Annotated in this window: 20 protein-coding genes and 1 pseudogene; 12 read left to right on the plus strand and 9 right to left on the minus strand. The window is 51.0% G+C overall.

The window, feature by feature from the left end:
- Positions 1-69 precede the first annotated feature (69 nt).
- Genes B5D40_RS08680 through B5D40_RS08705 form a run of 6 tightly spaced genes read left to right on the plus strand, consistent with a single transcriptional unit; the run spans position 70 to position 8,287 of the window.
- A complete protein-coding gene (locus tag B5D40_RS08680; protein WP_078776610.1) occupies positions 70-2,472 on the plus strand; it encodes an MMPL family transporter in 2,403 nt (800 codons plus the stop codon).
- The gene (locus tag B5D40_RS08685) at positions 2,469-3,668 is read left to right on the plus strand and encodes a pyridoxal phosphate-dependent aminotransferase (RefSeq protein ID WP_073304213.1); all 1,200 of its coding nucleotides are present in this window, start codon (positions 2,469-2,471) and stop codon (positions 3,666-3,668) included. The genes B5D40_RS08680 and B5D40_RS08685 overlap by 4 nt, the downstream gene beginning before the upstream one ends.
- Positions 3,669-3,671: 3 nt before the next feature.
- Positions 3,672-5,756: an ATP-binding cassette domain-containing protein gene (locus B5D40_RS08690; RefSeq protein ID WP_078776611.1), complete on the plus strand. Its 2,085-nt coding sequence runs from the start codon at positions 3,672-3,674 to the stop codon at positions 5,754-5,756.
- On the plus strand, positions 5,753-7,237 hold the full coding sequence (locus B5D40_RS08695) for a serine/threonine-protein kinase (protein WP_078776612.1): 1,485 nt from the start codon (positions 5,753-5,755) through the stop codon (positions 7,235-7,237). The genes B5D40_RS08690 and B5D40_RS08695 overlap by 4 nt, the downstream gene beginning before the upstream one ends.
- Positions 7,237-7,632, plus strand: a complete 396-nt coding sequence (locus B5D40_RS08700) for a YraN family protein (RefSeq protein WP_073304219.1) — start codon at positions 7,237-7,239, stop codon at positions 7,630-7,632. Before B5D40_RS08695 ends, B5D40_RS08700 begins: the two co-directional genes overlap by 1 nt.
- Before the next feature lie 55 nt (positions 7,633-7,687).
- Positions 7,688-8,287 (plus strand): L-threonylcarbamoyladenylate synthase, encoded by a 600-nt coding sequence (locus tag B5D40_RS08705; RefSeq protein ID WP_073304221.1) that lies wholly within the window; start codon positions 7,688-7,690, stop codon positions 8,285-8,287.
- A gap of 279 nt (positions 8,288-8,566) precedes the next feature.
- Here the strand turns inward: B5D40_RS08705 and B5D40_RS08710 are convergent, their stop codons facing one another.
- The 4 genes from B5D40_RS08710 to B5D40_RS08725 are packed head-to-tail and all read right to left on the minus strand — an operon-like array spanning position 8,567 to position 12,115.
- Positions 8,567-9,028, minus strand: coding sequence for a hypothetical protein (locus B5D40_RS08710; RefSeq protein ID WP_095880275.1), 462 nt, complete (start codon positions 9,026-9,028; stop codon positions 8,567-8,569).
- Positions 9,025-10,668 (minus strand): NrfD/PsrC family molybdoenzyme membrane anchor subunit, encoded by a 1,644-nt coding sequence (nrfD, locus tag B5D40_RS08715; protein WP_078776614.1) that lies wholly within the window; start codon positions 10,666-10,668, stop codon positions 9,025-9,027. Before nrfD ends, B5D40_RS08710 begins: the two co-directional genes overlap by 4 nt.
- Positions 10,665-11,546, minus strand: a complete 882-nt coding sequence (locus B5D40_RS08720) for a 4Fe-4S dicluster domain-containing protein (protein ID WP_078776615.1) — start codon at positions 11,544-11,546, stop codon at positions 10,665-10,667. Before B5D40_RS08720 ends, nrfD begins: the two co-directional genes overlap by 4 nt.
- On the minus strand, positions 11,543-12,115 hold the full coding sequence (locus B5D40_RS08725; RefSeq protein ID WP_078776616.1) for a cytochrome c3 family protein: 573 nt from the start codon (positions 12,113-12,115) through the stop codon (positions 11,543-11,545). The genes B5D40_RS08720 and B5D40_RS08725 overlap by 4 nt, the downstream gene beginning before the upstream one ends.
- A 170-nt stretch (positions 12,116-12,285) precedes the next feature.
- Here B5D40_RS08725 and aspS point away from each other — a divergent pair, with 170 nt between their 5' ends.
- Positions 12,286-14,079 (plus strand): aspartate--tRNA ligase, encoded by a 1,794-nt coding sequence (aspS, locus tag B5D40_RS08730; RefSeq protein WP_073304230.1) that lies wholly within the window; start codon positions 12,286-12,288, stop codon positions 14,077-14,079.
- Positions 14,080-14,314: 235 nt separating this feature from the next.
- Here aspS and B5D40_RS08735 read toward each other — a convergent pair whose 3' ends face one another.
- Complete coding sequence (locus B5D40_RS08735; RefSeq protein ID WP_078776617.1) at positions 14,315-15,562, minus strand: MgtC/SapB family protein; 1,248 nt, start codon at positions 15,560-15,562, stop codon at positions 14,315-14,317.
- A gap of 35 nt (positions 15,563-15,597) precedes the next feature.
- On the minus strand, positions 15,598-16,254 hold the full coding sequence (locus B5D40_RS08740; RefSeq protein ID WP_143394383.1) for an outer membrane beta-barrel protein: 657 nt from the start codon (positions 16,252-16,254) through the stop codon (positions 15,598-15,600).
- A gap of 213 nt (positions 16,255-16,467) precedes the next feature.
- On the opposite strand from B5D40_RS08740, the gene B5D40_RS08745 reads away from it, so the two are divergent.
- On the plus strand, positions 16,468-17,628 hold the full coding sequence (locus B5D40_RS08745; RefSeq protein WP_078776619.1) for a THUMP domain-containing class I SAM-dependent RNA methyltransferase: 1,161 nt from the start codon (positions 16,468-16,470) through the stop codon (positions 17,626-17,628).
- Between the two features lie 235 nt (positions 17,629-17,863).
- Here B5D40_RS08745 and B5D40_RS08750 read toward each other — a convergent pair whose 3' ends face one another.
- The 3 genes from B5D40_RS08750 to B5D40_RS08760 are packed head-to-tail and all read right to left on the minus strand — an operon-like array spanning position 17,864 to position 20,603.
- Complete coding sequence (locus B5D40_RS08750) at positions 17,864-18,610, minus strand: RNA methyltransferase (RefSeq protein WP_073304238.1); 747 nt, start codon at positions 18,608-18,610, stop codon at positions 17,864-17,866.
- Positions 18,611-18,629: 19 nt separating this feature from the next.
- A complete protein-coding gene (locus B5D40_RS08755; RefSeq protein ID WP_078776620.1) occupies positions 18,630-19,502 on the minus strand; it encodes a nucleotidyltransferase family protein in 873 nt (290 codons plus the stop codon).
- Entirely contained in the window at positions 19,503-20,603 is a 1,101-nt protein-coding gene (locus B5D40_RS08760; protein ID WP_078776621.1) for an exo-beta-N-acetylmuramidase NamZ family protein, read from the minus strand.
- An 81-nt stretch (positions 20,604-20,684) separates the two neighbouring features.
- Between B5D40_RS08760 and B5D40_RS08765 the strand changes: the two genes are divergently transcribed.
- The 4 genes and pseudogenes from B5D40_RS08765 to B5D40_RS08780 form a co-directional block, all read left to right on the plus strand.
- Complete coding sequence (locus B5D40_RS08765) at positions 20,685-21,206, plus strand: single-stranded DNA-binding protein (protein WP_073304243.1); 522 nt, start codon at positions 20,685-20,687, stop codon at positions 21,204-21,206.
- A 21-nt stretch (positions 21,207-21,227) separates the two neighbouring features.
- Positions 21,228-21,947 carry a hypothetical protein gene (locus tag B5D40_RS08770; RefSeq protein ID WP_078776622.1) on the plus strand — a complete coding sequence of 240 codons (720 nt, stop codon included), beginning with the start codon at positions 21,228-21,230 and terminating at the stop codon, positions 21,945-21,947.
- A 31-nt stretch (positions 21,948-21,978) separates the two neighbouring features.
- Complete coding sequence (locus B5D40_RS08775; protein WP_073304247.1) at positions 21,979-22,989, plus strand: aspartate-semialdehyde dehydrogenase; 1,011 nt, start codon at positions 21,979-21,981, stop codon at positions 22,987-22,989.
- 539 nt (positions 22,990-23,528) lie between these two features.
- A pseudogene (locus B5D40_RS08780) lies at positions 23,529-23,759 on the plus strand (IS5/IS1182 family transposase); the annotation flags it as partial.

Genomic DNA, 23,759 nt, shown 5'->3' on the forward strand with positions numbered 1-23,759 from the left:
GCTTTCCAAAACCCACTTCTCCGCAAAAATCCAAAAGTTCGCTCTTCAAGTTTTTTAAATTCTCCCTAGATGTTTTCCCTTTTGCAGAGAATTTTGCGCAGCGCGCTGAAACACCCGAAAGCGGTCCTTGCGGTGACTTTGGCGATAACCGTTCTTTCCATCTATCCCATTCGGAATTTGAAGTGGGAATTGCGCATGATTGACATGCTTCCGAATTCCTCGGAAGTCAAACAGGCCAATGCGATTGTCGAACAGAATTTCGGCGGCTTCGGCTCTCTGGTCGCTATCATCACCTCCCCGGACAGCGCCCTGAACAACCGCCTGGTCCATGGGCTTGTTCAAGAGCTTCAAGACAACCGGTTTGTCAATTTTATCGAATACGAACCCGAAAGCGAATTTTTTGAAAAGAACAAATTGCTCTATGCGCACACGTCGGATTTGCGCAAAATCCGGGACCGCATTTCCACATTGCAGACGCAATACAAACACGAAAAGAATCCGCTTTTCGTCAACCTTCTGGAAAGCGACAGCGCCCAAAAGAACCTTCGCGATTCGATAGCCAAGGAAATCACCGACTCCCTTTCCCTTTTGCAATCCCAGAACGATTATTTGTCAAAATGGCGAAACGTCTATTCCAATGCCGACGGCACCATCCGAATTGTGTGCGTATTTCCCAAAGAACGGGTTTCCGATCTTTCGGCATCGCGAAAGCTCACCCATATTGTCGAAGGAGCCTTTGAAAGCCTGCCCGAAAGCGACCACGCAAAGCTCTACATGACGGGAAATGTCTATAAGACGGCGCACGAAGGCTGGAAAATTCTGCCGGAAGCTCGATTCACCGGGATTCTTCTCGCCCTGATCCTCGCTTTCTTTTTCCTGTTCCGCTTTGCACGGCAGCCAGCGCTTTTCATTCTTTCGGTGATCCCCATCGCCCTGGTTTTTGTATGGACATTGGCCGCCGCCTGGCTGCTCTTTGGACGCATCAACTTGTATTCCTTGATTCTCGCCGTGATACTGCCGGGCATTTCCTGCCGGGAAATCGTCCACTTGATGACGCGCTTTGCCGAAGAACAGCGGAACGGTCTGGGATACGAGCTGAGCCTGGAAAGCGCACTTTTGGGAATCGGGCCGACCATCGCCGTATCGACTTTTTCGTTTGCCGCCGCTTTCCTCGGGCTTTCCTTTGTGCCTTTGGCCGGCATGCAGGAACTGGGCATTCTCGGAGCTATCGGTTCCATTCTCAACTGGTCGCTCTCGAGTCTGGTGTTTCCCGCCCTGATTGAACGGACCCGGCGCTACCGCCCCTTCCTTGTTTTTGGAAAATTCCACAGCCGAATGCGCGGTTTTAAAGAACGCCCCTTTATCGGATTCAAAAAAGCGCTGCTTCCCGTCATCCTCCTCTCCCTGATCCTGCCCTGCCGAGGAATCTACCCGAAATTCGACTACGACTTTTCGCACATTATCTACAACCCGAACACCGCCACCGCCGACTCTCTACTAAAGCAAACCAATTACCTGCATTACGAGCCGATTGTCGCCATTCTTCCCAATGCCGCAGAAGCCCGTTCCTTTTACAACAAAATCCGCCGGGAACAGGAAAGCAATCCCGCGACGGGAATTCGGGCGGTCGCCATTTTCCAGAATTTGATTCCGTCGAACCAGCTGGAAAAAATCTCGCTCTTGAATGAAATTCGGGACGAAATCGATTTTGATATGCTCCGGCGCTTGAGCCCTGCGGACTCCCAAAAGATCACCCAGCTGGAACGCCACTGGCAAATTTCCCCCATTCTCTACCAGGATTTGCCGCAGAACGTGCGCCGCGTATTCGGGGAAAACGACAAGAACCGCACGGAATACGCTTTCATCTTCCCGAATTTCAACGCTAACGACGGACTTGCCTGCCGCCGTCTTGCCAAAGAACTCGCTCCCTTCCCCTATCCCATGACTGGGACAGCCCTCATCCGGGCTGATTTGCTGAACCGGACTCTCCCCCATTTCCACAAGACCATTCTGATCGGCATCGCCGGCGTATTCCTGCTGACCTTCCTCTTCTACAAAAAAATTTCCTTTTCGCTCTTTACCGTCATTTCGCCCGTCATCGCTTTTTTCTGGCTGCTCGGCCTTTTACGCTTGCTGGAAATTCCCATTTCCGCCTATAGCGCGCTCGCCTTCCCCATTCTGATTGGCATGAGCCTGGACGGATCCATCCAGCTTTGGAACTCGTATTTTGAACATTCCACGGGCAGCATCTACTACGTTCTGCGGACAACCGGCGCGACTTGCTTCTTTGCGGAATTTTTAACCATCATCGTCCTTTTCGGGCTGTTCGTCTCTTCGCATCCGGGAATCCACAAAATCGGCGTGATTTCCATCCTCGGCGGCATCTGCCTGATTCTTTCCCACCTTTTTGTTTTCCCTCTTCTTGCCGGCGCTCTGGACTGGCGTCGAATCCGCAGGAGAAACCTTCCATGAAAAATCCGTCTCTACGCATTCAAAACATCGCGCCTTCGCTCACCGTCGCCGTCGATTCCCTCGCCAAAAAATTAAAAGCGGAAGGCAAGGACATCATTTCCCTGGGAGCAGGCGAACCCGACTGGGACACTCCCGAAGAAATCTGTTCCAAAGCCAAGGCCGCTATCGACGAACGAAAGACCCGCTACTCGGCCCCCCAAGGGATTTTAAGCGTCCGAAAAGCCGTCGCCCAAAAACTGCGAGAGCAAAATGGCATCGAATACGCTCCTGAACAAATCGTTCTCACCAGCGGGGCGAAGCACGCCGTGTTCAATTCCCTGCTCGCCATCGTCAATCCCGGCGACGAGGTCATCATTCCAGAGCCCTACTGGGTGACCTACCCGGAACTGGTGAAGCTTTTAGGCGGCACTCCCGTCATCATCCATACCCAAGAGGAAGACGATTTTCAAATGACGGCGCGGGCATTCCAAGAAGCCATTACCCCTCGGACAAAAGCACTCATCCTGAACAACCCGACCAATCCGACGGGCACGCTCTACGCCGAAAAGAATCTTGCCGAAATCGCAGAAGTCATCGTCCAGAACGATCTTTACGCGGTCTCCGACGAAATCTACGAACACTTTTCTTACAGCGACAATTTCCAGTTCAAAAGCCTCGCCGCCTTTCCGGGAATGGCCGAACGCACTCTTGTGATAAACGGGCTTTCCAAATCCCATTGCATGACCGGCTGGAGAATCGGCTACGTCGCCGCGCCCCCCCAAATCGCCGCCCTGATCGCCAAAGCGCAAGGGCAGACGACCCACCATCCATCGAACATCGCCCAATACGCCGCCGAAGAAGCCTTGCAGATGCCGCTGCATTTTGTACAGCGGATGCGGGACGAGTTCAAGCGGAGAAGGGATTTTCTCTACGGTAAAATTTCACAGATTCCGGGAGTTCGCGTCCGCATTCCTCAAGGGGCGTTCTACCTGTTCGCAAATATCAGCGGACTGTTGGGAAAAACGACTCCGGACGGGAAAACTTTGACGAATTCCGTCGAGTTCTGCACCTACCTGCTCGAATCCGTCGGACTCGCCATCGTTCCGGGCAGCGCTTTCGGGCGAGACGGCTATGTGCGCTTTTCCTATGCGGCTTCTCAACAGGAACTCTCTTCCGCAGCGGATCGTTTTGAAAAAGGGGTCCGCGCGCTCCGCTAATCCATGCCCTCCACGTTTTTTGTACGAAAAATTTCTCCCGCGGCGCCCTTCCTCATCGGGCGGGGCAAAGGCGTGGACTTCGCACTGAAAGACGCTTCCGTTTCCAGGCATCACGCCAAAATCGAATACTCCGAAGGGCATTGGATTTTCACCAATCTGAGTCAAACTTCGGGCACCATTCACGACGGAAAAGAGATTGCAGAAAAAATCATCGAAGACGGCGACGTTTTTATCCTGGGTCTGCAACAGCTGCGTTTTTCCCTGAAGCAGGACGAACTCTACCTTTCGCACGTCCGCTGCATCGAAGACGTTCCCGCCATTCCGCTTTCCGAAAATTCGCCGATAATCCTCGGGCGCGGGGAAAACGACGAACTGCCCGGAACAATTCTTCACCCCGCCTGTCCACGCTTCCTCGCCAAAGCCGAACTTTGCCAGGACCGTTTAAAACTGACATTCGTCCACGAACGCTTTCGGCGCACCCAGCTTCTTGAAAACAACGAGACGCTGAAACTCCCTTGGTGCCTGCTCGAATTTCGGGACAAAAAACTCTACCTGCACCAAAAAGATTCCGGATTTTCTTTAACCGTCCACGGTGTTTCCGTTATCCTTTCTCAAAAACAGATTCTGCAAGATATCCAGTTCAACCTTCCCGCAGGGCAAATTCTTTCGGTAGTCGGATTGAGCGGTCAAGGGAAAAGCACCTTGCTCGAACTGCTCACCGGGAAAATCAAAAAGTCCTCGGGCACTATCGTTCTTGACGGATTGGATTACGAACAGACCGATGTCCGCAGGGAAATCGCCTACCTGCCGCAGGAACCGCTTTTGCGAAAATCGCTGACCGTCATGGAAACGCTCCGCCTTTCGGCCCGCATATTCCTGCCCAAAGACTATTCAGCAGAAGAAACCGAAAAGCGTGCGCGCAAGCTTTTGAAGCTGCTGCACATCTCCCCTTTGGAAAACAGCCGGATCGCCGTTCTTTCGGGCGGCGAAAAAAAGCGGGTCGCTTTGGCGGCACAACTGATGCATTCGCCCGGCATCATCCTTCTGGACGAACCGCTTTCCGGTCTGGATCCCCTGAACGCCCGGCATCTCTGCAACCATTTCAAGGATCTGGCGGCCAAAGGGCACACGATTGTCCTGACGACGCATAGTTACGAAGCCCTGCATATTTCCGACAAAGTCCTTCTGATTCATCAAGGGAAAATGGGATTTTACGGCACACCCCAGGATGCGTTCCGCTACTTCAACACGGAAACTCCAGAAGGAATCCTCGAAACCCTTTCCGATAAAACAAACAGCAGCTGGCAAGATTCCGGGCGAGAAACTGCCACCCAGCTTCCCGAAGTATTTCCGCGTTCTTTTTTTCCGAGGATTCCCCGCAAAAATTCTTTTTTCTATTTCTGGAAAATTTCATTTTTGGAATGGTTCCGGGACTTGGGCAAAACCCTTTCGCTCGTCCTGCAACCGATTCTTATCGGCATTCTGCTCGCCTTGATTTTTTCCGACAATTCTTCGCTGTGGGTTGCCGCATTCGCCCTGATTCTTTGCGCCAACTGGTTCGCCCTGTCGCTTTCCGTCCGGGAAATCGTTCAGGAAAAAGCGCTGCTCCTCGAAGAATTCCGAAAAGGCACTTCCCCCTTTTCCGTTCTCGCATCCAAACTTCTGTTCACTTCGTTTTTCGCCCTGATGGAAACCGCCATCACCTTTGCCTTTCTCGGTCAAAATATCGGCGTCGCCCCCAGCCTGTGGCTCTTCGCCGCTTTAGCCGCCACAGTGCTTCCCGCAGCGTCGGCAGGCCTTCTGCTCAGCTCTTTCGCCAAAAATCCCGGACAGGCGAACGCCTTCCTGCCTTTAATCATCCTCCCGCAAATCGCCCTTTCCGGAGCGCTTGTTCCCAAAGACCAGACCAGCGTCGTGGCGCAATACCTTTCCCAAGCGATTTGGACGAGCTATGATCAGTCCGCGATGCAAAGCATCTTTACCGGCCAAACTCCGGATGTTATCGACCTTATCGTCCCCACCGCTATCGCATTCTTAATTTATATTGTATCCATCCTTGCGTTAGAAACCATGAAGAAAGCAAAATGACTGTAGAAAAATTTCCCAGACCTTTCAACGAGAACTACGAACTTCTAGGCGTCCTTGGAAAGGGCGGCATGGGCTATGTCTATAAAGCCATGCAAAAAAACCTGAATCGGGAAGTCGCCTTAAAAGTTCTCGACGCCTCGTCGGACAAGGAATCCACCGAGCGATTCTACATGGAAGCCCAAGCGATGAAGGAACTCGACCACCAGAATCTGGTTCAGGTCTTTGATTTTGGGCAACAGGGAAACCAGCTTTTCATCTCCATGACTTTCGTCCGGGGAAGCACCCTTTCCGAAGTGCTGGAACATCGACGCCGCTTGAATTTCGATGCGATTGAAATCATTGCGAAGCAAGTTGCACGCGGACTGCTTTACGCGCACAGCAAGGGAATTGTCCATCGAGACGTCAAGCCGTCCAACATCATGATTACGCACGACAACCGCGTTTACCTGATGGATTTCGGCATTTCGCATATCCAGTCCGCCGAGCGCCTGACCCTGACTGGAATGACCATGGGAACTCCGGAATACATGTCTCCGGAACAATGCCACGGCGACGAAGTGACCATCGGATCCGACATTTACAGTCTGGGCGTCATCCTTTTTGAAATGGTCTGCGGGCGGCTGCCGTTCACCGGCACAAAACCCATCGAAATCGCGATGAAGCACGTCCAGGAAGAACCGCCCAATCCCGAAAATTTTCGCCCGGATATGCCCAAGGGACTTTCCAAGCTGATTCTCAAGTGCTTAAAGAAAAGCGTTTCCGACCGATTCAAAAACATGCAGGAATTTTTGGACGCGCTCGACATCGTCTTTGCTCCGCTGCACCCGGGAGAACAGCACCACGGCCACGACACGATGAGCATTCGCAACCTGATAAAAAACAGGCCGCTCATAACAAACAAAGTCACGGACAACGTTCGCCGGCTTACAAACAAACGAATTCTGGTTTTCATCTTCGCCCTCTTCCCCCTTTTAATTTTGCTGATTCTGGCGCTCCTGCTCAGTTACAAACCGCCCAACACCCTGCAAGAAATTCACAGCATCGATATTCGCGCCGCTTACGAAGAAAAAAATATCGAAGGCGGCTCTTACAAGACATCGAATCTTTTGGACAAAGATTTGAAAACCGCCTGGCTGCTCCCCATGCCATCGAACACGCGCGCTCCCATTATGATTCTGGATTTCGACGCGCCGACCATCGTCACGCAAATCGGCTTCGCTTCCGGATTCCAAAAATCCATCGATGACCAATTTGGCGACCGCTTCCGCATTTTCAACAAACCGAAAACCCTTTCCCTGCAAACCAAAGAAGGCTTCCGGCAAACCATCTTTCTGGAAGACATCAAGGGAGTCCAATACCCGCAAATCAAAACGATGGAAACCACGGAGATTCAAATATTCTTGGACGACGCATTCATCAGCGACCCCTCCAAGGATCTCGCTATTTCCGAAATTCGCATTCTCGGGCTGCTTGCGCAATAATGCTTTCCGCCAAACACGACAACAAGAAAAAAGGACGATTCGCCGAACTCCACGCGATGGCTTTTCTCCAGCGTAAAGGCTGCACCATTTTGGCCAAGAATTACCGCTATCTCAACGGCGAATTGGACATTGTCGCCAAAGATTCCCAAGGGACCATTCTCTTTGTGGAAGTGAAATCCGTTTGGACGGCGGACAAAGGATCCCCGGCAAGCCGGATAACTCCCCAAAAGCAATTCCGCATCTGGAAAACCGCAGCCCATTTTTTGCACCATCACGGCGGGCAAAACCAAAAATCCCGTTTTGACGTCATCTGCATGGACAGAAGCGAAGGAAAGGCCGAAATAAGATATTACACCGACGCCTTCATCGCCTGCCGCGTCATTCCGGAATGCTAGCCCCGAAAGTTTATCCGCCGACTCGGCATTTGTACGATTTTTATACATTTTCGCCATGCGATTAGAAGTTCATCCCATCAATCCGCAGAGCCGCTTTGTAAAGCAGGCCGCAGAAATTTTTGACAAAGACGGTCTGGTTCTCTATCCCACGGAATCGGGCTACGCCATCGGCTGCTCCGCAGAATCCACACGGGCTATCCACCGCTTGTACCAGCTGAAAAAGCCGATGAAAAAATTTGTCATGGCAATTATTCTTCCCGATATTCGTCGCGCATCGGAATACGCCCATGTCAGCAATTTCGCCTTTCAGATAATGAAGCACCGTGTTCCGGGCCCCTACACGTTCATTCTTCCCGCGGATCCGTCCATCGCCCGAAAGCTCGACGTCAAACGTCCGGAAGTCGGATTCCGCATGCCGGAACATCCTTTTTTCAAAGAACTCTTTCGCCTTTACGACAAGCCGATTCTCAGCACCGCAGCCAAACTTTCGGACGATGAAATTTTCACCGATCCCGAAGACCTCTGGAAACTTTTCGAGCATAAAATCGATTTGATGATCGACTGCGGAAATATCGACATCCACCCGACAAATATCATCAGCCTTGTCGGCAATACCGTCGAAGTCATCCGCGGCGAACTTTTGCCGGAACCCTAATTTTTGAAGACCTCTTCTAAAACTTGCTCTGGTGAGGAAATTAGGAGTTTGGAGTTCGGAGCGGAGCGAATTCCGTCGTTGCAGGGGGCGTTAGCAACGATATACGATACTGAGTAATTTCAATCTTCGTACGCATCAGATTGCTTCACCCTAAAGGGTTCGCAATGACGTGGAAGAAGGGGTTCGGGGCGACGGGAAACACTTCCCACTTCCCGCCTAGAAATATACCGTTTTCCCTGATGACAATTGGCGGTTTCTGTGGAACGTCGTATATAATTCCTAAAAGGAAGGCGAGTATGAAAAAATCCAGGCCGCCGTCCAAATGACAGCCAGCAAAAAACGGGTTTCCCGTTTGTAAGGGTGTAGCAAATGAATCGGCAAAAAGGCGGACAAGAGAATCAGCAGCGAAGCCAGACGAAATTCAACGCCCCGATACGAAAGGGAAAGCATTCCAAAAAATTCCAGCCAAATCCACAATCCCGTCGCAAAGGATTCAAATAAGCGCCGCCGCTTTCCCAAAAAAAGAGTCGCAACGCACAGAGTCAGGGCCAGCATTCGAAATGGCAAAATCTCGCCGGGCGGAAAATCTTTCAACGTCAGCAGCCACACAAAAATTTCATCGGCAAGCAAAACGATGGCGATCGAAGCCGAACGCAACGGCAGCGAAACATTCCCTTTAAAAAGAAACGGCGCGGGAAGCATGGCAAATATCGCTGCCAGCATATACAAAAAAGAGTTCATTTCACGGCCTCTTTCTTTTTCGCCAATTCTTTGATATAACGAACCAAAGCCTGCGCCTCGGATTCCGAAACACGCCCGGCAAAGGGCTGCATATAATTTCTTCCATGAAGCACTACCTGCACCAGAGAATCTTCGCCCAAGGAATCCAAACGGGAAAGGGAAAGTTCTTGCGGAAGCGGATAATATTCGTGGACAAAACGGCGATTCAGGCTACCGTCCTTGGCGTGGCATGCGGCACAGCGCGCATTCCAAAGAAACGCGACTTCCCCGCTAGAACGAACACGCAAGACATTTTCCCCTTTCACAAGGGAATAATCTTCCGCATAAGAAGTCGGCGCACCGCGATAGACAAAGCAATCGGTGGCAAGAGCGAACAATCCGAATGCCAAAGCAAAGGGCATAACCCGGCGAATCCCAAAAACTGAAATTCCGGCCATCAAAGCGAGGCCAAAAACAGCCACCACAGCCGCTATCGGGAAAAGCGCCGGCACCATCCGCAGCCAGGGGAAATCGGGAGCGGCATTCACCCAGCAAATAGCAAAAATTCCAGCCGCGATAACACCCAAAGCAAGAGATGCCGCAAAATCCTTTTTCGGAAAATTCGATTTTTCCTCTGGAGGAAGCTCTGACACTTCGGTTAAACTTTCTGGGAAAAAACGGCGAAGCAAAACCCGCAAAGACGCAAAAACAACGCAGAACATTCCCACTCCCCAAGAGATCAAGCCCCAGTCCACCCACGTCCACGCCAACGGTTCGCGCTGTACCAAAACGATGCGTTCCCACCACAAAATTCCCAGCACAGAAAAACAAATCAAAATTCGCAAAGCTCGCCGTTCTCGCCAATGCGGAATCCACAACAATTGCGGGATCAAAAAACCAAAGAGCAAAAGTTCCGGCTGCCAGATTCCCTTTGAAAAGGCTTCCCAAAGCCAGAACGCCAGCATCGCCCAAGAAAAGGACAAGAGCAAATCTTCCAAATGGCGCACCCGCTTTCCCGAAAACTCCACAAGAACCAGCACCAGACCCAGCCCCGAATAAAGCGCGCCGACAATAAAGTAGAGCGGGAAATAAGCCCCCTGCCAATGAGGGACGAAAGTCACCGCAAAATCCAACGAAACGATTGTATGCACCCAGAGTACCAACGGGAAAAGCACCCACGCCATCGGAAGTAAAAATTTTTGCAGCGGCGGAAAACGGTTTTTCAGCAAGTGCAATGCAAGGAAAACGCTCGACGAAACGAGATAAGCAAAAATCGAGAGAAAGTCCCAAACCAAAGGCGATTCGATATTCGCCCAAAACGCTCGCGCATTGGACAGAGGAAGCATCTCATAAAACCGCAAAGGATGCCCCAAATGCATCAGTGGGAAAATCACCGCGACAAGCAGAGCCGCCAAAGTCGAAAGCTCCGCCATCAACGCCACGCGATGCTGCCACTTAACGCCGAGAACCAAAAGAATCGCCGAAAGAAAAGTCCCCGCATGCGCAAGCCCTATCCAAAAGACAAAATTGGATATCGGCGTTCCCCAAAAAAAAGTCTGCGAAAGCCCCCAACTGGAAGGCCCCTGCGAAAGTGCGCCATACAAAGCCACCATTCCGGGAATCAGCAAAATCGTGCCGAAAACAAGCAGAAAGCGATTCATACCTTGTCTCTCAAGTAAACAACCGCTGGGAAAAAGCGAGCAACAGAAGCGGGAGCAAATACGCCCCGTCCCTGCGTGCAACGGACCAAATCCGAATCGGGATCCAGCCAATTTCCAAACACAATCGCCCGCTTAGGGCAAGCTTCGGCGCAAGCTGTCGAAACGCCTTTTCCCAACCATTCGTCGCCCAGGGTTTTCTCGCGAATCCGAGCGTCCTGCATCCGCTGAATGCAAAGGGAACATTTTTCCATAACGCCTTGCGGACGAATCGGCACTTCGGGATTAAATTTGTACGCAAGCCCGTTTTCTTCGGCACTCGTGTAATTAAATTTTCTGATATGAAGCGGGCAGTTCGCGCCGCAAAACCGGGTGCCGATACAACGCGGGTAAACCATCGCCGAAAATCCGTCGGGACTCGCCACCGCAGCCCCCGTCGGACAGACCTTTTCACAGGGAGCGTCGCCGCAATGCGCGCACATCACAGGAACATTCCCGCGCAATTCCAGCCAGTGCATATAACGTCCCTTTTCCGCTTCCTGTGGATTCACGCAGGGAACATTATTTTCCCGCATACACGCCAAAGCGCACTCGCCACAACCGTCGCAACGATCCAAATCGATTGCCATTCCCAAACGCACGTCGGCATTCGGAAACCGGGGGTGCTTCCCCGGGCGCGAAATTTCCACCCATTCTTCGGATTTCGGAAATTTTTTCCGAACCGCTTCGATTTCCTTTTCCATCTGTTTTAAAGAGGGCTTATTCTGTTTTGGGTGAAAATTTGAAGGTAAATTTTTGGCCGTTCGACGGCACCCCGCCAGCGATACGAAAGCAAAAGCCAGCGAAAGCATTTTCAAAAAAGAAGCTCGGGAAATCTTCATCGGTGACACCTTGCGCAATCCGTAGAAGACTCGGGAAATCCGCGCTCGCCACGATGACAAGCCAGACACTCTCCCATTTGAATTCGGGGACGCCTGCCCGCATCGATTTCGCGAAGCGAACCATGGCAAGTTTCGCAACTCACCCCCGCCTTGGCGTGAAGCCCGTGCGGAAACACGACGTTTGCCGGCAAGAGGCTTTCAAAAACAAACGGGCAATCCGGCGATTCGGCAAGCGCTTTTTCCAATCGCGTATTTTCGGGGGAATCCGTCAGCGGCAAATGATGGCAATCCATACAATCCGCTTTCGTAGGCATTCCCGCCCGAATGCCGCCTTGCGCTCCCAAGTGGCATTTGCCGCATTCAACGCCGATATTTTCCCCGTGCTGTTCATGACGAAAGGGAACGTTGGATTTTGCGTGAAAATAATCGGGAAAGGCAAGCAGATCCCACGTCAAAAGGCCTACGCCGCTCAACACCAGCGCGATGAAAAGAATTGCCAATGAACGTTTGTTTTTCACCGATTTCGCTCGAAGCAAAAGCACGGCTATCCGAAAATTCGAAGACCGCATTCCGCATCCGCCCTAAATCTACAATTTTCTTTCTTCCTATTTTCGCCCCTTCTCCCCAAATCCGAACTTGTCGCCGTCCGTCTATTACTATATTTGTCGCGCTAGGCAACTTCTAAAAATTTCTTTGTTTAGAAGTCGCTGATTCATATTCCCATCAAGGAAGTTCTCTTATGAAACGTACTCACAACTGCGGCGAACTCCGCAAAGAAGACATCGGCAAAACCGTATCCCTTGCCGGCTGGGTAGATCGTCGTCGCGACCTCGGCGGCGTCATTTTCGTGGATCTCCGCGATAAATTCGGAAAGACCCAGGTTGTTTTCAACCCGGAACGAAACGCCGAAGTTCACAAGATTGCGGACAAAATCCGGAACGAATATGTCATTTATATTACCGGCGAAGTCCAGGCCCGTCCCGAAGGCATGGAAAACGATAAACTGGCGACCGGCGCTGTCGATGTCAAAGTGGACAAGCTCGAAATCCTGAACGAAGCGCAAACCTCGCCCATCGAAATCAACAACGCCAAAGAAGAGAGCAAAGAAAACGACGACTTTAGACTGCAATACCGCTACTTGGATTTGAGACGTCCCTGGATCCAGAAGAACCTGCTTCTCAAAAGCCGATTCCTCAAAGCGGTTTACGACTTCTTTTACGCCAACGGCTTTGAAAACATCGAAACGCCAGTCCTCTGCAAATCCACTCCCGAAGGCGCCCGCGATTACCTAGTGCCGTCCCGCGTGAACCCGGGAAAATTCTACGCGCTTCCGCAAAGCCCGCAGCAATACAAGCAGCTCTTGATGATCGCCGGTTTTGACCGCTATTTCCAGATTGCCAAGTGCTTCCGGGACGAAGACCTCCGGGCCGACCGCCAGCCGGAATTTACGCAGATCGACGTGGAAATGTCCTTTGTCAATCAGGACGAAGTCATGGACATGTTCGACCAATTCGTCACGGACGTTTTGGGCAAAGTCTGGAATTTTGAACCGCCCCGCCACATTCGCCGCATGAAGTGGCACGAAGCGATGCTCAAATACGGCTCCGACAAACCGGACCTGCGTTTTGACTTGGAAATTCACGACGTATCCGAAATCGCCATCCAGTCGAACTTCGGCGTATTCAAAAATGCCGTCGCTGCAGGGGGCAAGGTTCGTGGACTCGCCGCAAAGGGCTGCGTGGATTTCACCCGCAAGCAAATCGACGATTTGACCGCCTACGTCGCCAAATACGGTGCCAAGGGTCTCGTGTGGATGCGCGTCAAGGAAAACGACACGGTAGAAACCCAGGTGGGAAAATTCTTCACTACGGAACAGCTGAACGCCTTGCGCGATGCGATTGAAGCCAAGGAAGGCGATATGATGTTCTTCATCGCCGGTCCCGAAAAAGTCGCAGCAACCGCTATGGGCCAGCTCCGACTGGAAGTCGCCCGCATCAAGGGTCTCCGCGATCCGAAAAAGCGCGAGTTCGTCTGGATTACGGAATTTCCCATGTTTGAATACAGCGAAACCGAAGGCCGCTACATGGCTATGCACCATCCTTTCACCAACCCGCTGCCCGAACATCTGCAAATGATGCTCGACGGAAATCTGAAAGACTGCAATGCCGAAGCCTACGACCTGGTTCTGAACGGCGTCGAAATCGGCGGCGGCTCCATCCGTATTCACGATCCCAAAGTGCAAGAAAAAGTGTTCCGCCTCTTGGGGCTTTCCGAAGAACAAGTCCGCGACAAGTTCGGATTCTTCGTCGATGCGTTCAAGTTCGGCGCGCCTCCGCACGGCGGTTTGGCTTTTGGCCTTGACCGCGTCGTCGCCACCATGGAAGGGCAGGAATCCATTCGCGACTTTATCGCCTTCCCCAAAAACACGAGCGCATCCAGCCCCATGGATCAGTGCCCGAGCGAAGTCGATGTCGCCCAGCTGAACGACCTGCATGTTTCCATCAATATGCTCGACAACCAAAAGAAAGCTTAAGGGTTTTCTCGATTTTCCGAAAGGCTTCCCGTTTGGGAAGCTTTTTTTGCAACAACGCGCCAGAAGCGGTCTCCCATCCCGCAAAAGAAATACGAAAACAGCCTCTCCCATTCGGAAGAGGCTGTTTTTAGTGAGTGTGTGGTCTAGGAAAATTTCATCCTATCCCTAATTTAGAAGAAATCGCAGACGAACGCCATCGCCGGGCATAAAAAACGTTGTAATGTTTTACAACAAATTAGAGCAAAATGACCACAAGCGACACCGCCACAATTACCGATGTCGCGGGCAAAATAAAGCGCCGCATCAAACGCCCGCCAATCACACAGGCAAGAATCCCCTTGCAAAGAGTATTCGCCAAAGCCGCAATCGCAATCGCCTTCCCCGCAGTCGCTATCAAAACCGATCCCGACTTCGCCATATCCAAAATGGAAAGGGTTATCGCATCCATTTCGGCAAGCCCCGTCACAAAACTCGAAAGAAAAAGCGCTTCGTTTCCAAAATATTTTTGAGTCGCATTGGCAATAAAAAGCACGACGGCAAAAATAAATCCGAATTTAATGGAAGGCAGCAGATTAAAAGGGTTTGTAAAATTTTCATGTTGCGCAGCATGACTCGCTTTATTTTTACGATGCAAAATGTATGCGCAAATCAGTCCGGGAATCGGCGGAATCAAAAGCGGCAAAGCCAACGACGAAGCCAGTTGCGGTACAAGGATGATGCAAATCAAATAAACCCGCAAATACATGACCGACCAAGAAATAATGATTCCCATCGACAACGACGCAGAATACTCGGCATTTTCCTTGCTTCGCCCAGCAAGTCCCAAGGTCAAAGCGGTACTCGACGCAAGCCCGCCAAAAAGCCCCGTCAGTCCAATTCCCTTTCCAGGACCAATCCACTTGATAAGCACATAGCCGACAAAAGAAATGCCCGAAATAAAGCAGACAAACAGCCACACTTTATATGGGGAAATGACTTCGAGTCCAACAGGACCGTAATTCTTTTCTGGAAGAATCGGAAGAATCACCGCAGAAATCAAGGCGAACTTGAGCGTGGCGATAATATCTTCTTTGGAAACCCGGTGCGCAAAAGAATGCAGCGGATCTTTGAACGTCAAAAGCCCGAGCACGCACACGGCGACAGCGACGCTTTCCAGAATGCGCCCGTAAAAACAAAGCCCCCCCAGCATAAACACTGCGAGAAGCGCGACACTGGTCGTAATCCCCGTGAGCACTTTAGAAAGGGCGATATGCATAGCGCCCAAAAGAATTCCGAGCACTAGAAGCAAAGCGACAAAGGGAACGACCGAATCCATTTGCTGGGACATCAACACTCCCAAAGCCCCGAGGATTCCCGCAATGGCAAACGTGCGGATTCCGGCGGAATGAAAAGCTTCATTTTGATAAGTATTTTCCCGCTGGAGCCCGATAATAAGACCTATCGCTACCGCACAAGCGAGCCTGTAAAACAAATTGAATTCCATATCCAGAAATCTACACTCTTCCCTTAAAAAGCGTACTAGCTCCGCGAAATGCTAAACCGCAGTTGAAATGCATGCGAGTGCCAGTTGAAATCGCTAAAATCGACGTCTTCGCCAAAAACATAGGTGTAAGCGATATCAAATCCGAGAGACCAGTTGCCGCTCACCCACCATTCCTTGCCCACTTCCAATTGCAGGCCAAAACCCGCAGCAACGACCTCCCCGTAAAAGCCATCGTTCCTGTAAAATTCATCCTCCAGCAAAAAAACTCCGCAAGAGCCCAATCCAAACGCCCCTCCGACAAAAAAGTTGTCCCAAATGCCGCCCTGCGCCGGATAGAAAACAACGCCCGGTCCCAGCAGGAAATTCAGGACAACCGCGTCGCTTTTCCTCTCATAAAATTCATTATAATAGTCTGAGGTAACTTCTCCCGAAGCTCCCGAAACGGAAAACACGCCAGCAATCACCAAGTGCGGATTGATTGCGCCACCGATTTTGATCGTAAAATGTTCAGCCAATATGTACGACAAGTCCACCGAGAATCTCTCCGACTCGTCCGATTCCACGTTCAAAAATCCGAGTCCCGTTTTAAAATTCAGAAAGAAACCATCGTGCACGCGGGGTTCAGCAAATGCCATCGCACAAATGGCCAAAAAAGCGACTAGAAAATTTTTTATGAAAACCTCCTTTTCCATTTCTTTCAATAGGTCGCCTCTAAAAATAGCTTTGATAATGCTTCGACTAGTTCGACAAGCTTACTAACCGGCGGTCCCTGAGTTTATCGAAGGGCAGCAGCCGTTTGTAGAACTAATCGAAGAGCGGCTGGGACGAGAATGGCCACAATAACGAACCTCGCCGCCGCTTTCAAGCATTTCCTGCAACAGAAAATATCTTGCTAAATTTTTCAAATGGATCTTTCGAAGCGCATCAAACGGCATATTACAGCGATACCCCACGAATTTCGGGCGATTTGCCACCCTGGATTCGAAAAAACGTGCGAAGCGGAATTTCGAAATTTGGGCTTTTCTGCCCCCATCCAAATTTCCTTCGGGGCGCTGGACTTTACCGCAAAGCTCGAAGACGCCTGGATGCTTTCCGCATTTTCCCGCACTTGTACGCGAATCCTGATGCGCATCGCCAAATTTTCCGCCGAAAATTTTGGACGCTTGGAAAAAAAATCGCAAAGCATTCCCTGGGAACTCTACTTTCCTCAAAATTCCCTTCCCACAATCCGCGTCACCTGCAAAAAATCGCGACTATACCATTCGGATGCCATCGCCGAACGTTTGCGCCCCCTTGTCGAGAACGCCCTCGAAAAATCGGGAGAGGAAAGCGCAATGCCGTTTGCGCAAAATCTGTTCGTCCATTTTGAAAACGACCTCTGCCAATGCAGCGTGGATCTCGCAGGCACTCCTCTTTACAAACGCGGCTTTGAACGCCATGTGGAAGAAGCGCCTATTCGCGACACCCTTGCCGCATCCATCCTTTTGGAGTCGGGGCTTTTGCAAACCCAGAAGCTCTTTGACCCCATGGCCGGCAGCGGTACATTTTCAAGCGAAGCGGCCCTTCTTTTGGCGGGAGCGAATCTTTGGAAAACCAGGAATTTCGCCTTGCAATCCGCCCCATCCTTTAGACCTGCGGCCTGGAACTTCATCACGAACAACACGCCGGGATTAAAGCTCGCCGACGACCTGAAAATTTTTACCGGGGACATTTCCACAAAAGCCTTTGAAACGCTGGAATACAATCTGAAAATCCAAGGAGCGGCTCCCTTTTTGAAACCCCTTCCGCCCGACGCATTGGAAATTTCCCACAGCGACTTTTTCCTTTTGCCCAAACCCAAAAGCTCTTACCTGCTGGTGCTGAACCCGCCATACGGGAAAAGGATTCACGCCGATGTTCCCAAACTCTACAAGGAAATCGGTAAAAAAATCCGCTCCGATTTTGCACTTTCACATTTTGCCGTCATCGCCCCCAACGCCGAAGCCGAAAAAGCGCTAGCAATTCCGTTCCAACGAAAAATCCGCACACTGCACGGCGGCATCGAAATTCACGTTCTCATCCAATAAAGAATTACACACAACCAAACCCAAATGTGCGAAACCGCCCACCAAAAGAAAGGCATTTCCGTGAATTTGGATGGGGCGTTTCCCGCCTGCGGCGGGTCGCTCCCTAGCGTTATCGCCTTCGGCGTCCGTTCAGCCAGCCTTCGGCGTGTCCGAACCCATTCGGGCGTCGGTCGCTAACGCAAAAACCGTTTTGAATCTTGCCGCGAAAAGAAAGGTTTCCCCCTTTCAACCCCATTCACTGTCCGCCTTTTTCCACATGACGGGCTTCTTCCTTTCCCCGCATCACCAGACTCTTAACAAGACCGAGCAAGGCACTCATTTCAAAACGGGTCGGCTCCAAACGCTGCAAAAATTCCCGAACAGCGGATTCCGTCCAAGTATTGTTCTGGTAGCGGTCCGTCAAATGCCCGTGCAAATACGACAAAAAATTTTCAATCTGCCCGATATTCGCTTTTTCAATGCGACCCCGTTTTAACGGAACCCGGTCCGTGCGCAAACCCGGATTATTCAAAAGTCCCGAACGGCAGAGTTCATAACACGCCGCCGTTACCGCCTGGGCAAGATTCAGGCTCATCTGCCCGGGAACGGGAATTTCGCAAATCATCGCGCAGCGTTCGATTTCTTCCAAGGAAAGTCCGCACGATTCCCGTCCAAAGACCAAAGCGATAGTGCCATCTTTCGGCAAGAACTCGGTAATGTGCGGAAGGGAGGTGTGCGGAATAATCGTATCAAATCGGCGACGGGAAAAAGCGAACGCATAATGCGCAGTCGAAAGTGCTTCGTCCAAGGAATGCACGACCTTGGCGCCATCGAGAATTTCCGAAGAATTGTGCGCCGTCCTGTAAGATTCCGGATTCACCGCATCCCGTTTCGGATAAACGATATACAATTCCGAAATCGCATTGCAGTGCATGGCTCGAGCGACAAAGCCCACATTGTGCGGATGCTCGGGTTCTACAAGGACAATTCGAAAAGTAAGCACTGGCGACCTCGATCAAAAATTAAATTTTCCACGCAAAATCCTTCCCGCGGATTTCGTTCCGTACAAATTCACACGATTCCGTTTTGGCTCCGTCAAAAAAGATGACGTGTTCCAATTTCACCTGGGCGGCAAGCTCCACGCCGGGCATAAGCACCGCAGCCTTGGCAAAGGGAAGAAGTTCAGCAGGAACGCCAAAATTCCCCACACCGAGTTCCTTTCGGCGAAAATCACAGGCGCGCATCAATCCTTCGGGAGAACCCATGTCAATCCACAAAGCTCCCCGTTGGCTCACATCTACAAACGGCGGCGTTCCCTGCTCGCAAAGGCGTTTCCAAAAATCGCGAATATCTTTTTCCGAAGAATGAATCATCTGCAATGCCCGCTTGGAATACCAGGAAATTCCCGAAAAAGTCGCTCGTTCTTTTGTACGCAATCCGAAGCGATTCTGGATTCCCGCCATATAGCCGGATTTCAAGGAAATCGTATTCACCGCCGGATTATCCACGGCGAGCAAGGCACAGGGCGCACCCGACGAACGGGAAAGTTTCAAAAAGGATTTCAAATCGAAACGGCAATAGCAATCGGAATTCATCACCAGAAGTTCATCGCAGGGATCTTCCGCATTCATCCGGAAAAGCGGTCCGCCCGTTCCCAAAATCTCCGGGGTTTCCACCCACACCTTTTCCACGCCGAAAGCCGTCGCCGCCTGCAAAAGCGATTCCGCCATATAATGCGCATTGATGTGGATATGCGCCTCGGGAACGGTGTGCGCCAAATCCATCTGATGTTCCAGAATCGTTTTATCGACAACCCGGACCAGCGGTTTTGGCATTTGCAAAGTCAGCGGGCGCAACCGGGTGCCAAGCCCCGCAGCAAGAATCAGTATGCGCACTTACAGTTCTCCGTTTTCAATAAAATCCTTCCGAAACGTTCCCGAGCCCAACAAAATATCGATGGGAAGCTTTTCATATTCGTATTCATAAGGAGGATTCTTCCAAGCGAAATCATTCGGATATTCATGCCGCAAATAACGCAAAATGCGAATCGCCATTTCAAAAGACCGGAATTTTTCCCTGTCCAGGACATGGATTTGCGCACCGCCGCAAATTTGCCCCGCGCCTTTATGAAAAGTCGGCTGAAAATAATTTTCCCGAAAATAGACGCCGGGCAATTTTAAACCGTTCAAGTAGCGGCAAAGTTTTTTCGCATCGATAAAAGGCGCGCCGAAAAGTTCAAACGGTCGAGTCGTGCCGCGGCCTTCGCTGACATTCGTCGCTTCAAAAAGGCACATCCCCGGATACACGATTGCCGTATCCAGAGTCGGCATATTCGGCGAGGGCATCACCCACGGAAGCCCCGTTTCATCAAACCACATCCGCGAATCGTAGCCGTCCATTTCCATCACATGCAGTTCGACATGCGGAAAGCATTCTTCTTGAAACTGGCGGGCAAGCTCGCCAATCGTCCTGCCATGCCGGATGGGCAATTTCCAAAGACCGACAAAGCTCGTATAATCCAAATCCAGAACAGGACCTTCCACCGTATTTCCCAAGGGATTTGGACGGTCCAAAACGATGACGGGGATATTCGCCTTTTCACAGGCTTTCATGCAAAGAAAAAGAGTCCAGATAAACGTGTAGTAACGGGCGCCGACATCTTGCATATCCACAAAAAGCACATCGATGTGGGAAAGCATTTCGGGGGAAGGTTCCCGCATTTTTCCGTAAAGGCTGTAAACCGGAATTCCCAGTTCCGGATCCACAGAGCCTTCCCATTCAATCATGTTGTCCTGGGTATGCCCCAGAATGCCGTGCTGCGGACCGAAAAGCGCGGACAATTTGAAAAGGTTGCCGTCAAAGCGGCGGAGAATTTCCAGGGAGTGGTGTAAAGAGGAATCGATGGACGCCGGGTGCAGGAGGGCCCCCAGACGCTTTCCGCGCCATTTTTGCGGATACGAATCTTCAAAAGAGGAATAAGCTAATCTGACTGTCATTATTTGCTATATTTTGAGGTGTAAACTAAAATATAAGTAGTTATATCAAACAAAAACGTAAATCCCATCAGGAAATCACAAATGCCTTATCTGAACAAAGTGATGCTCATTGGAAACATCGGCAAGGATCCCGAAACAAAAGTCACTCCAAGTGGCCGCAAGCGCGTATCCTTTTCACTCGCCACCTCTCGCCGCTACCGCGATGCCAGCGGAGAAACCCGCGAACAGACGGATTGGCACAACGTCGTCGGTTGGGGAAAAACCGCCGACATCATCGAGCAACTTGGGGTCCACAAAGGCATGACCCTCTATGTGGAAGGCACTTTGACCTATCGTTCCTGGGACGACCAGAACGGCCAGAAGCGCTATGCGACAGACGTCAATATGGAAACCTTCCAGCTTTTGACTCCGCGCAACCAGGGCAATTCTTACCAGAACAATAACGCTTACCAAAGCAACGGGTCTTACCAAAACAGCAACTCTTACAACCATCCTCCCCAGCAGCCTTCGACACCTAGCTACGGGCGTTCGCCGACAATCAATCCGCAGCCTTCGCTCCCGCCGATGGAAATGGAACAGCAGGACGATGATCTGCCCTTTTAACCTAGGCAAACAGGCGTAGCCATGCTGGCTTTTGATCTTATCGGTTTGGCGATACTGTGGAGTATCGGACTGCTGGCTCTAATCCAGACAATCAACTCCCGGAGCGCCATTCGCGCATCGCTTTCTGGAATCATTACCGTCGTGATTTTTTTGATTGCCTGCGTTTTCAGTTATCTGAAAATCGAGGGCTACGGCTCGTTCGTTTCTCCCGAGCTTTCCCCCACGTCCATTCTGGCGACAAATCTTGCCATTGGCAATGCGGAAAGCGGGACGTCGGATGGAAAAAAACTCTCGTCAGAGGATAGACCTTCGGGAGCGAGCAGCGCGACAAACGCCATCCATTCCTTGGAACGCTATGTCGCTTCGGCGGTAAAAATCGCCGATGAGGCAAACGCCTTGGCAAGCCGGATTCTTGCGACAAAGCCACTCGCCAACGACATCGACGAAGCAACGCGGGAAAAGGCGGAATCCAAAGCGCTCGCCATCCGGAACAAAACGGCTCAGCTCAGCGACAAGGCGACTTCCCTTTTTCACCCCAAGAGCGTCAGCCTGCAACACCAGAATCTGGTTCGGGCAACGGAAGGCCTACGCCTAGCGGGTTATGCGCTGCACGCCTATACGACAATGGAAAATTCCGCGGACAAGCAAGAGCAATTTGAACAAAGCATGCACCAGTCCGCAACCGCACAAAAAACGCTTGCCGGATTCAAGTCCGAACTCGACAAGCTCCAACAAAAATGATTTTATACACAAACAACAACAGAGGCCAACTATGAGTCGCAATGTTGCAATCGTCGGCGCCACCGGCGCAGTAGGGCAAGAACTGATTTCCATTTTGGAACAGCGCCATTTTCAATTGGATTCCCTAAAACTTCTCGCCTCCAAACGCAGTGCCGGGCGCAAAGTCCAATTCCGCGGCGAAGAATTGACGATTGAAGAACTCACCCACGATTCCTTCAAAGGCGTGGATATCGTATTCTCCTCCGCAGGCGCAGCCATTTCCCAGGAATTCCTCCCGTCTGCAGTCAAAGCGGGAGCCGTCTGCATCGACAACACCAGTTTTTATCGTATGGATCCTGCGGTTCCCCTAGTCGTTCCCGAAGTCAATCCGGAAGACATCAAATTGCACAAAGCCGAATTTGGCGGCAAGGGAATCATTGCGAATCCGAACTGCACAACCATCATGATGGTCGTCGTTCTCAACCCGATTGAAAAGCTTTCGCACATCAAAAAAATCCACATTTCTTCTTACCAGAGCGCAAGCGGAGCCGGTGCCGTCGCCATGGAAGAGTTGCAACAGCAATACCGCGACATTCTGGAAACGGGTTCCACCAGCCATATAGTCAAGTTCCCGCACCAGCTCGCCTACAATGTGATTCCGCAAATCGACAAGATGACGGAAAACGACTACACGAAAGAAGAGATGAAAATGTACAACGAAACCCGTAAAATCATGCACAGCGACGTTCGCACGAGCGCGACCTGCGTGCGGGTCAGTTCCCTGCGTTCGCACTCCGAATCCGTCTGGTTTGAAACGGAACGTCCGCTTTCTGTCGAAGAAATTCGCCAAGCATTGAAAAACGCTCCGGGAGTCACTCTCAAGGACGATCCGCAAAACTACGTCTATCCGATGCCTCTCGAAAGTGCCGGCCACGACAATGTTTACGTCGGTCGTATTCGCAAGGATCTGGCGGACGACAACAGCAATACCCTTTGGCTTACCGGCGACCAAATCCGGAAAGGCGCTGCGTTGAACGCGGTCCAAATCGGCGAGCTGCTATAATTTTTAGAAAAAATCCGAATGAACCGCTGGCGATATGAACTCCAGCGGTTTTTTTGCGCCCCCCCAAAAAAAATGGGAATCATGGACGAAGTTCTGCCTAGAAAATTACCCCAAAGCCTTGATAGTTTCATCATTGCGAAGCGCGAACGATGAATCCGTCATGGCGAGGAGCAGAGCGACCCATGAGTCTTGGGAACTTGTTCCCTTAGACGAATTGTCCCTTCCAGGGATACTTCAACTACGGAATCAGAGATTCTTAGTTTCAGGGATGCAAAGCCCCATGAGCCTTGGAAGCTCTGCTTCCTTTAGGCGAATTGTGCAAAGCCGAAGCAATCTTTGTTTGCATTAAAATTGCCTCGCTGCTATACAGCTCGCAATGACGGGCAACTGTCTTTATCCACCCACCCTGCTGTTTTGAGTTTAATATAGTCGTCCCTTAAATCCCGCCCAGCCCGCATAACTATTGGGGAAAACTGATTTCTACCCTGTGAAAATATTGCAAGGATTTCTAAAATATGACTGAAAACCTTGCATTTTTTATGTACAGACCGCCAAAATCCCACGCACAGACAAGCCTTTTCTGTTCCCTTGAGGAGCAGTTGAACCACAAGAACCCCCTCTACGTTCTCGCGAACAAGATTGACTGGAACAAGTTCGAGACCGAGTTTTCCAAATTGTTCGACGAAAAGATGGGTGCGCCAAACAAGCCGATCCGTCTCATGACCGGGCTCATCATCCTGAAGCACATCCGCAACGTATCGGACGAGTCC

It is taken from the genome of Fibrobacter intestinalis, assembly GCF_900167415.1.
Lineage (GTDB): Bacteria > Fibrobacterota > Fibrobacteria > Fibrobacterales > Fibrobacteraceae > Hallerella > Hallerella intestinalis.

What these genes read in the sequence shown, in the direction of transcription:
- B5D40_RS08680 (WP_078776610.1), top strand. Translation starts at nt 70, where the DNA reads ATGTTTTCCCTTTTGCAGAGAATTTTGCGCAGCGCGCTGAAACACCCG.
- B5D40_RS08685 (WP_073304213.1), top strand. Translation starts at nt 2,469, where the DNA reads ATGAAAAATCCGTCTCTACGCATTCAAAACATCGCGCCTTCGCTCACC.
- B5D40_RS08690 (WP_078776611.1), top strand. Translation starts at nt 3,672, where the DNA reads ATGCCCTCCACGTTTTTTGTACGAAAAATTTCTCCCGCGGCGCCCTTC.
- B5D40_RS08695 (WP_078776612.1), top strand. Translation starts at nt 5,753, where the DNA reads ATGACTGTAGAAAAATTTCCCAGACCTTTCAACGAGAACTACGAACTT.
- B5D40_RS08700 (WP_073304219.1), top strand. Translation starts at nt 7,237, where the DNA reads ATGCTTTCCGCCAAACACGACAACAAGAAAAAAGGACGATTCGCCGAA.
- B5D40_RS08705 (WP_073304221.1), top strand. Translation starts at nt 7,688, where the DNA reads ATGCGATTAGAAGTTCATCCCATCAATCCGCAGAGCCGCTTTGTAAAG.
- B5D40_RS08710 (WP_095880275.1), bottom strand. Translation starts at nt 9,028, where the DNA reads ATGAACTCTTTTTTGTATATGCTGGCAGCGATATTTGCCATGCTTCCC.
- nrfD (WP_078776614.1), bottom strand. Translation starts at nt 10,668, where the DNA reads ATGAATCGCTTTCTGCTTGTTTTCGGCACGATTTTGCTGATTCCCGGA.
- B5D40_RS08720 (WP_078776615.1), bottom strand. Translation starts at nt 11,546, where the DNA reads ATGAAGATTTCCCGAGCTTCTTTTTTGAAAATGCTTTCGCTGGCTTTT.
- B5D40_RS08725 (WP_078776616.1), bottom strand. Translation starts at nt 12,115, where the DNA reads ATGCGGTCTTCGAATTTTCGGATAGCCGTGCTTTTGCTTCGAGCGAAA.
- aspS (WP_073304230.1), top strand. Translation starts at nt 12,286, where the DNA reads ATGAAACGTACTCACAACTGCGGCGAACTCCGCAAAGAAGACATCGGC.
- B5D40_RS08735 (WP_078776617.1), bottom strand. Translation starts at nt 15,562, where the DNA reads ATGGAATTCAATTTGTTTTACAGGCTCGCTTGTGCGGTAGCGATAGGT.
- B5D40_RS08740 (WP_143394383.1), bottom strand. Translation starts at nt 16,254, where the DNA reads ATGGAAAAGGAGGTTTTCATAAAAAATTTTCTAGTCGCTTTTTTGGCC.
- B5D40_RS08745 (WP_078776619.1), top strand. Translation starts at nt 16,468, where the DNA reads ATGGATCTTTCGAAGCGCATCAAACGGCATATTACAGCGATACCCCAC.
- B5D40_RS08760 (WP_078776621.1), bottom strand. Translation starts at nt 20,603, where the DNA reads ATGACAGTCAGATTAGCTTATTCCTCTTTTGAAGATTCGTATCCGCAA.
- B5D40_RS08765 (WP_073304243.1), top strand. Translation starts at nt 20,685, where the DNA reads ATGCCTTATCTGAACAAAGTGATGCTCATTGGAAACATCGGCAAGGAT.
- B5D40_RS08770 (WP_078776622.1), top strand. Translation starts at nt 21,228, where the DNA reads ATGCTGGCTTTTGATCTTATCGGTTTGGCGATACTGTGGAGTATCGGA.
- B5D40_RS08775 (WP_073304247.1), top strand. Translation starts at nt 21,979, where the DNA reads ATGAGTCGCAATGTTGCAATCGTCGGCGCCACCGGCGCAGTAGGGCAA.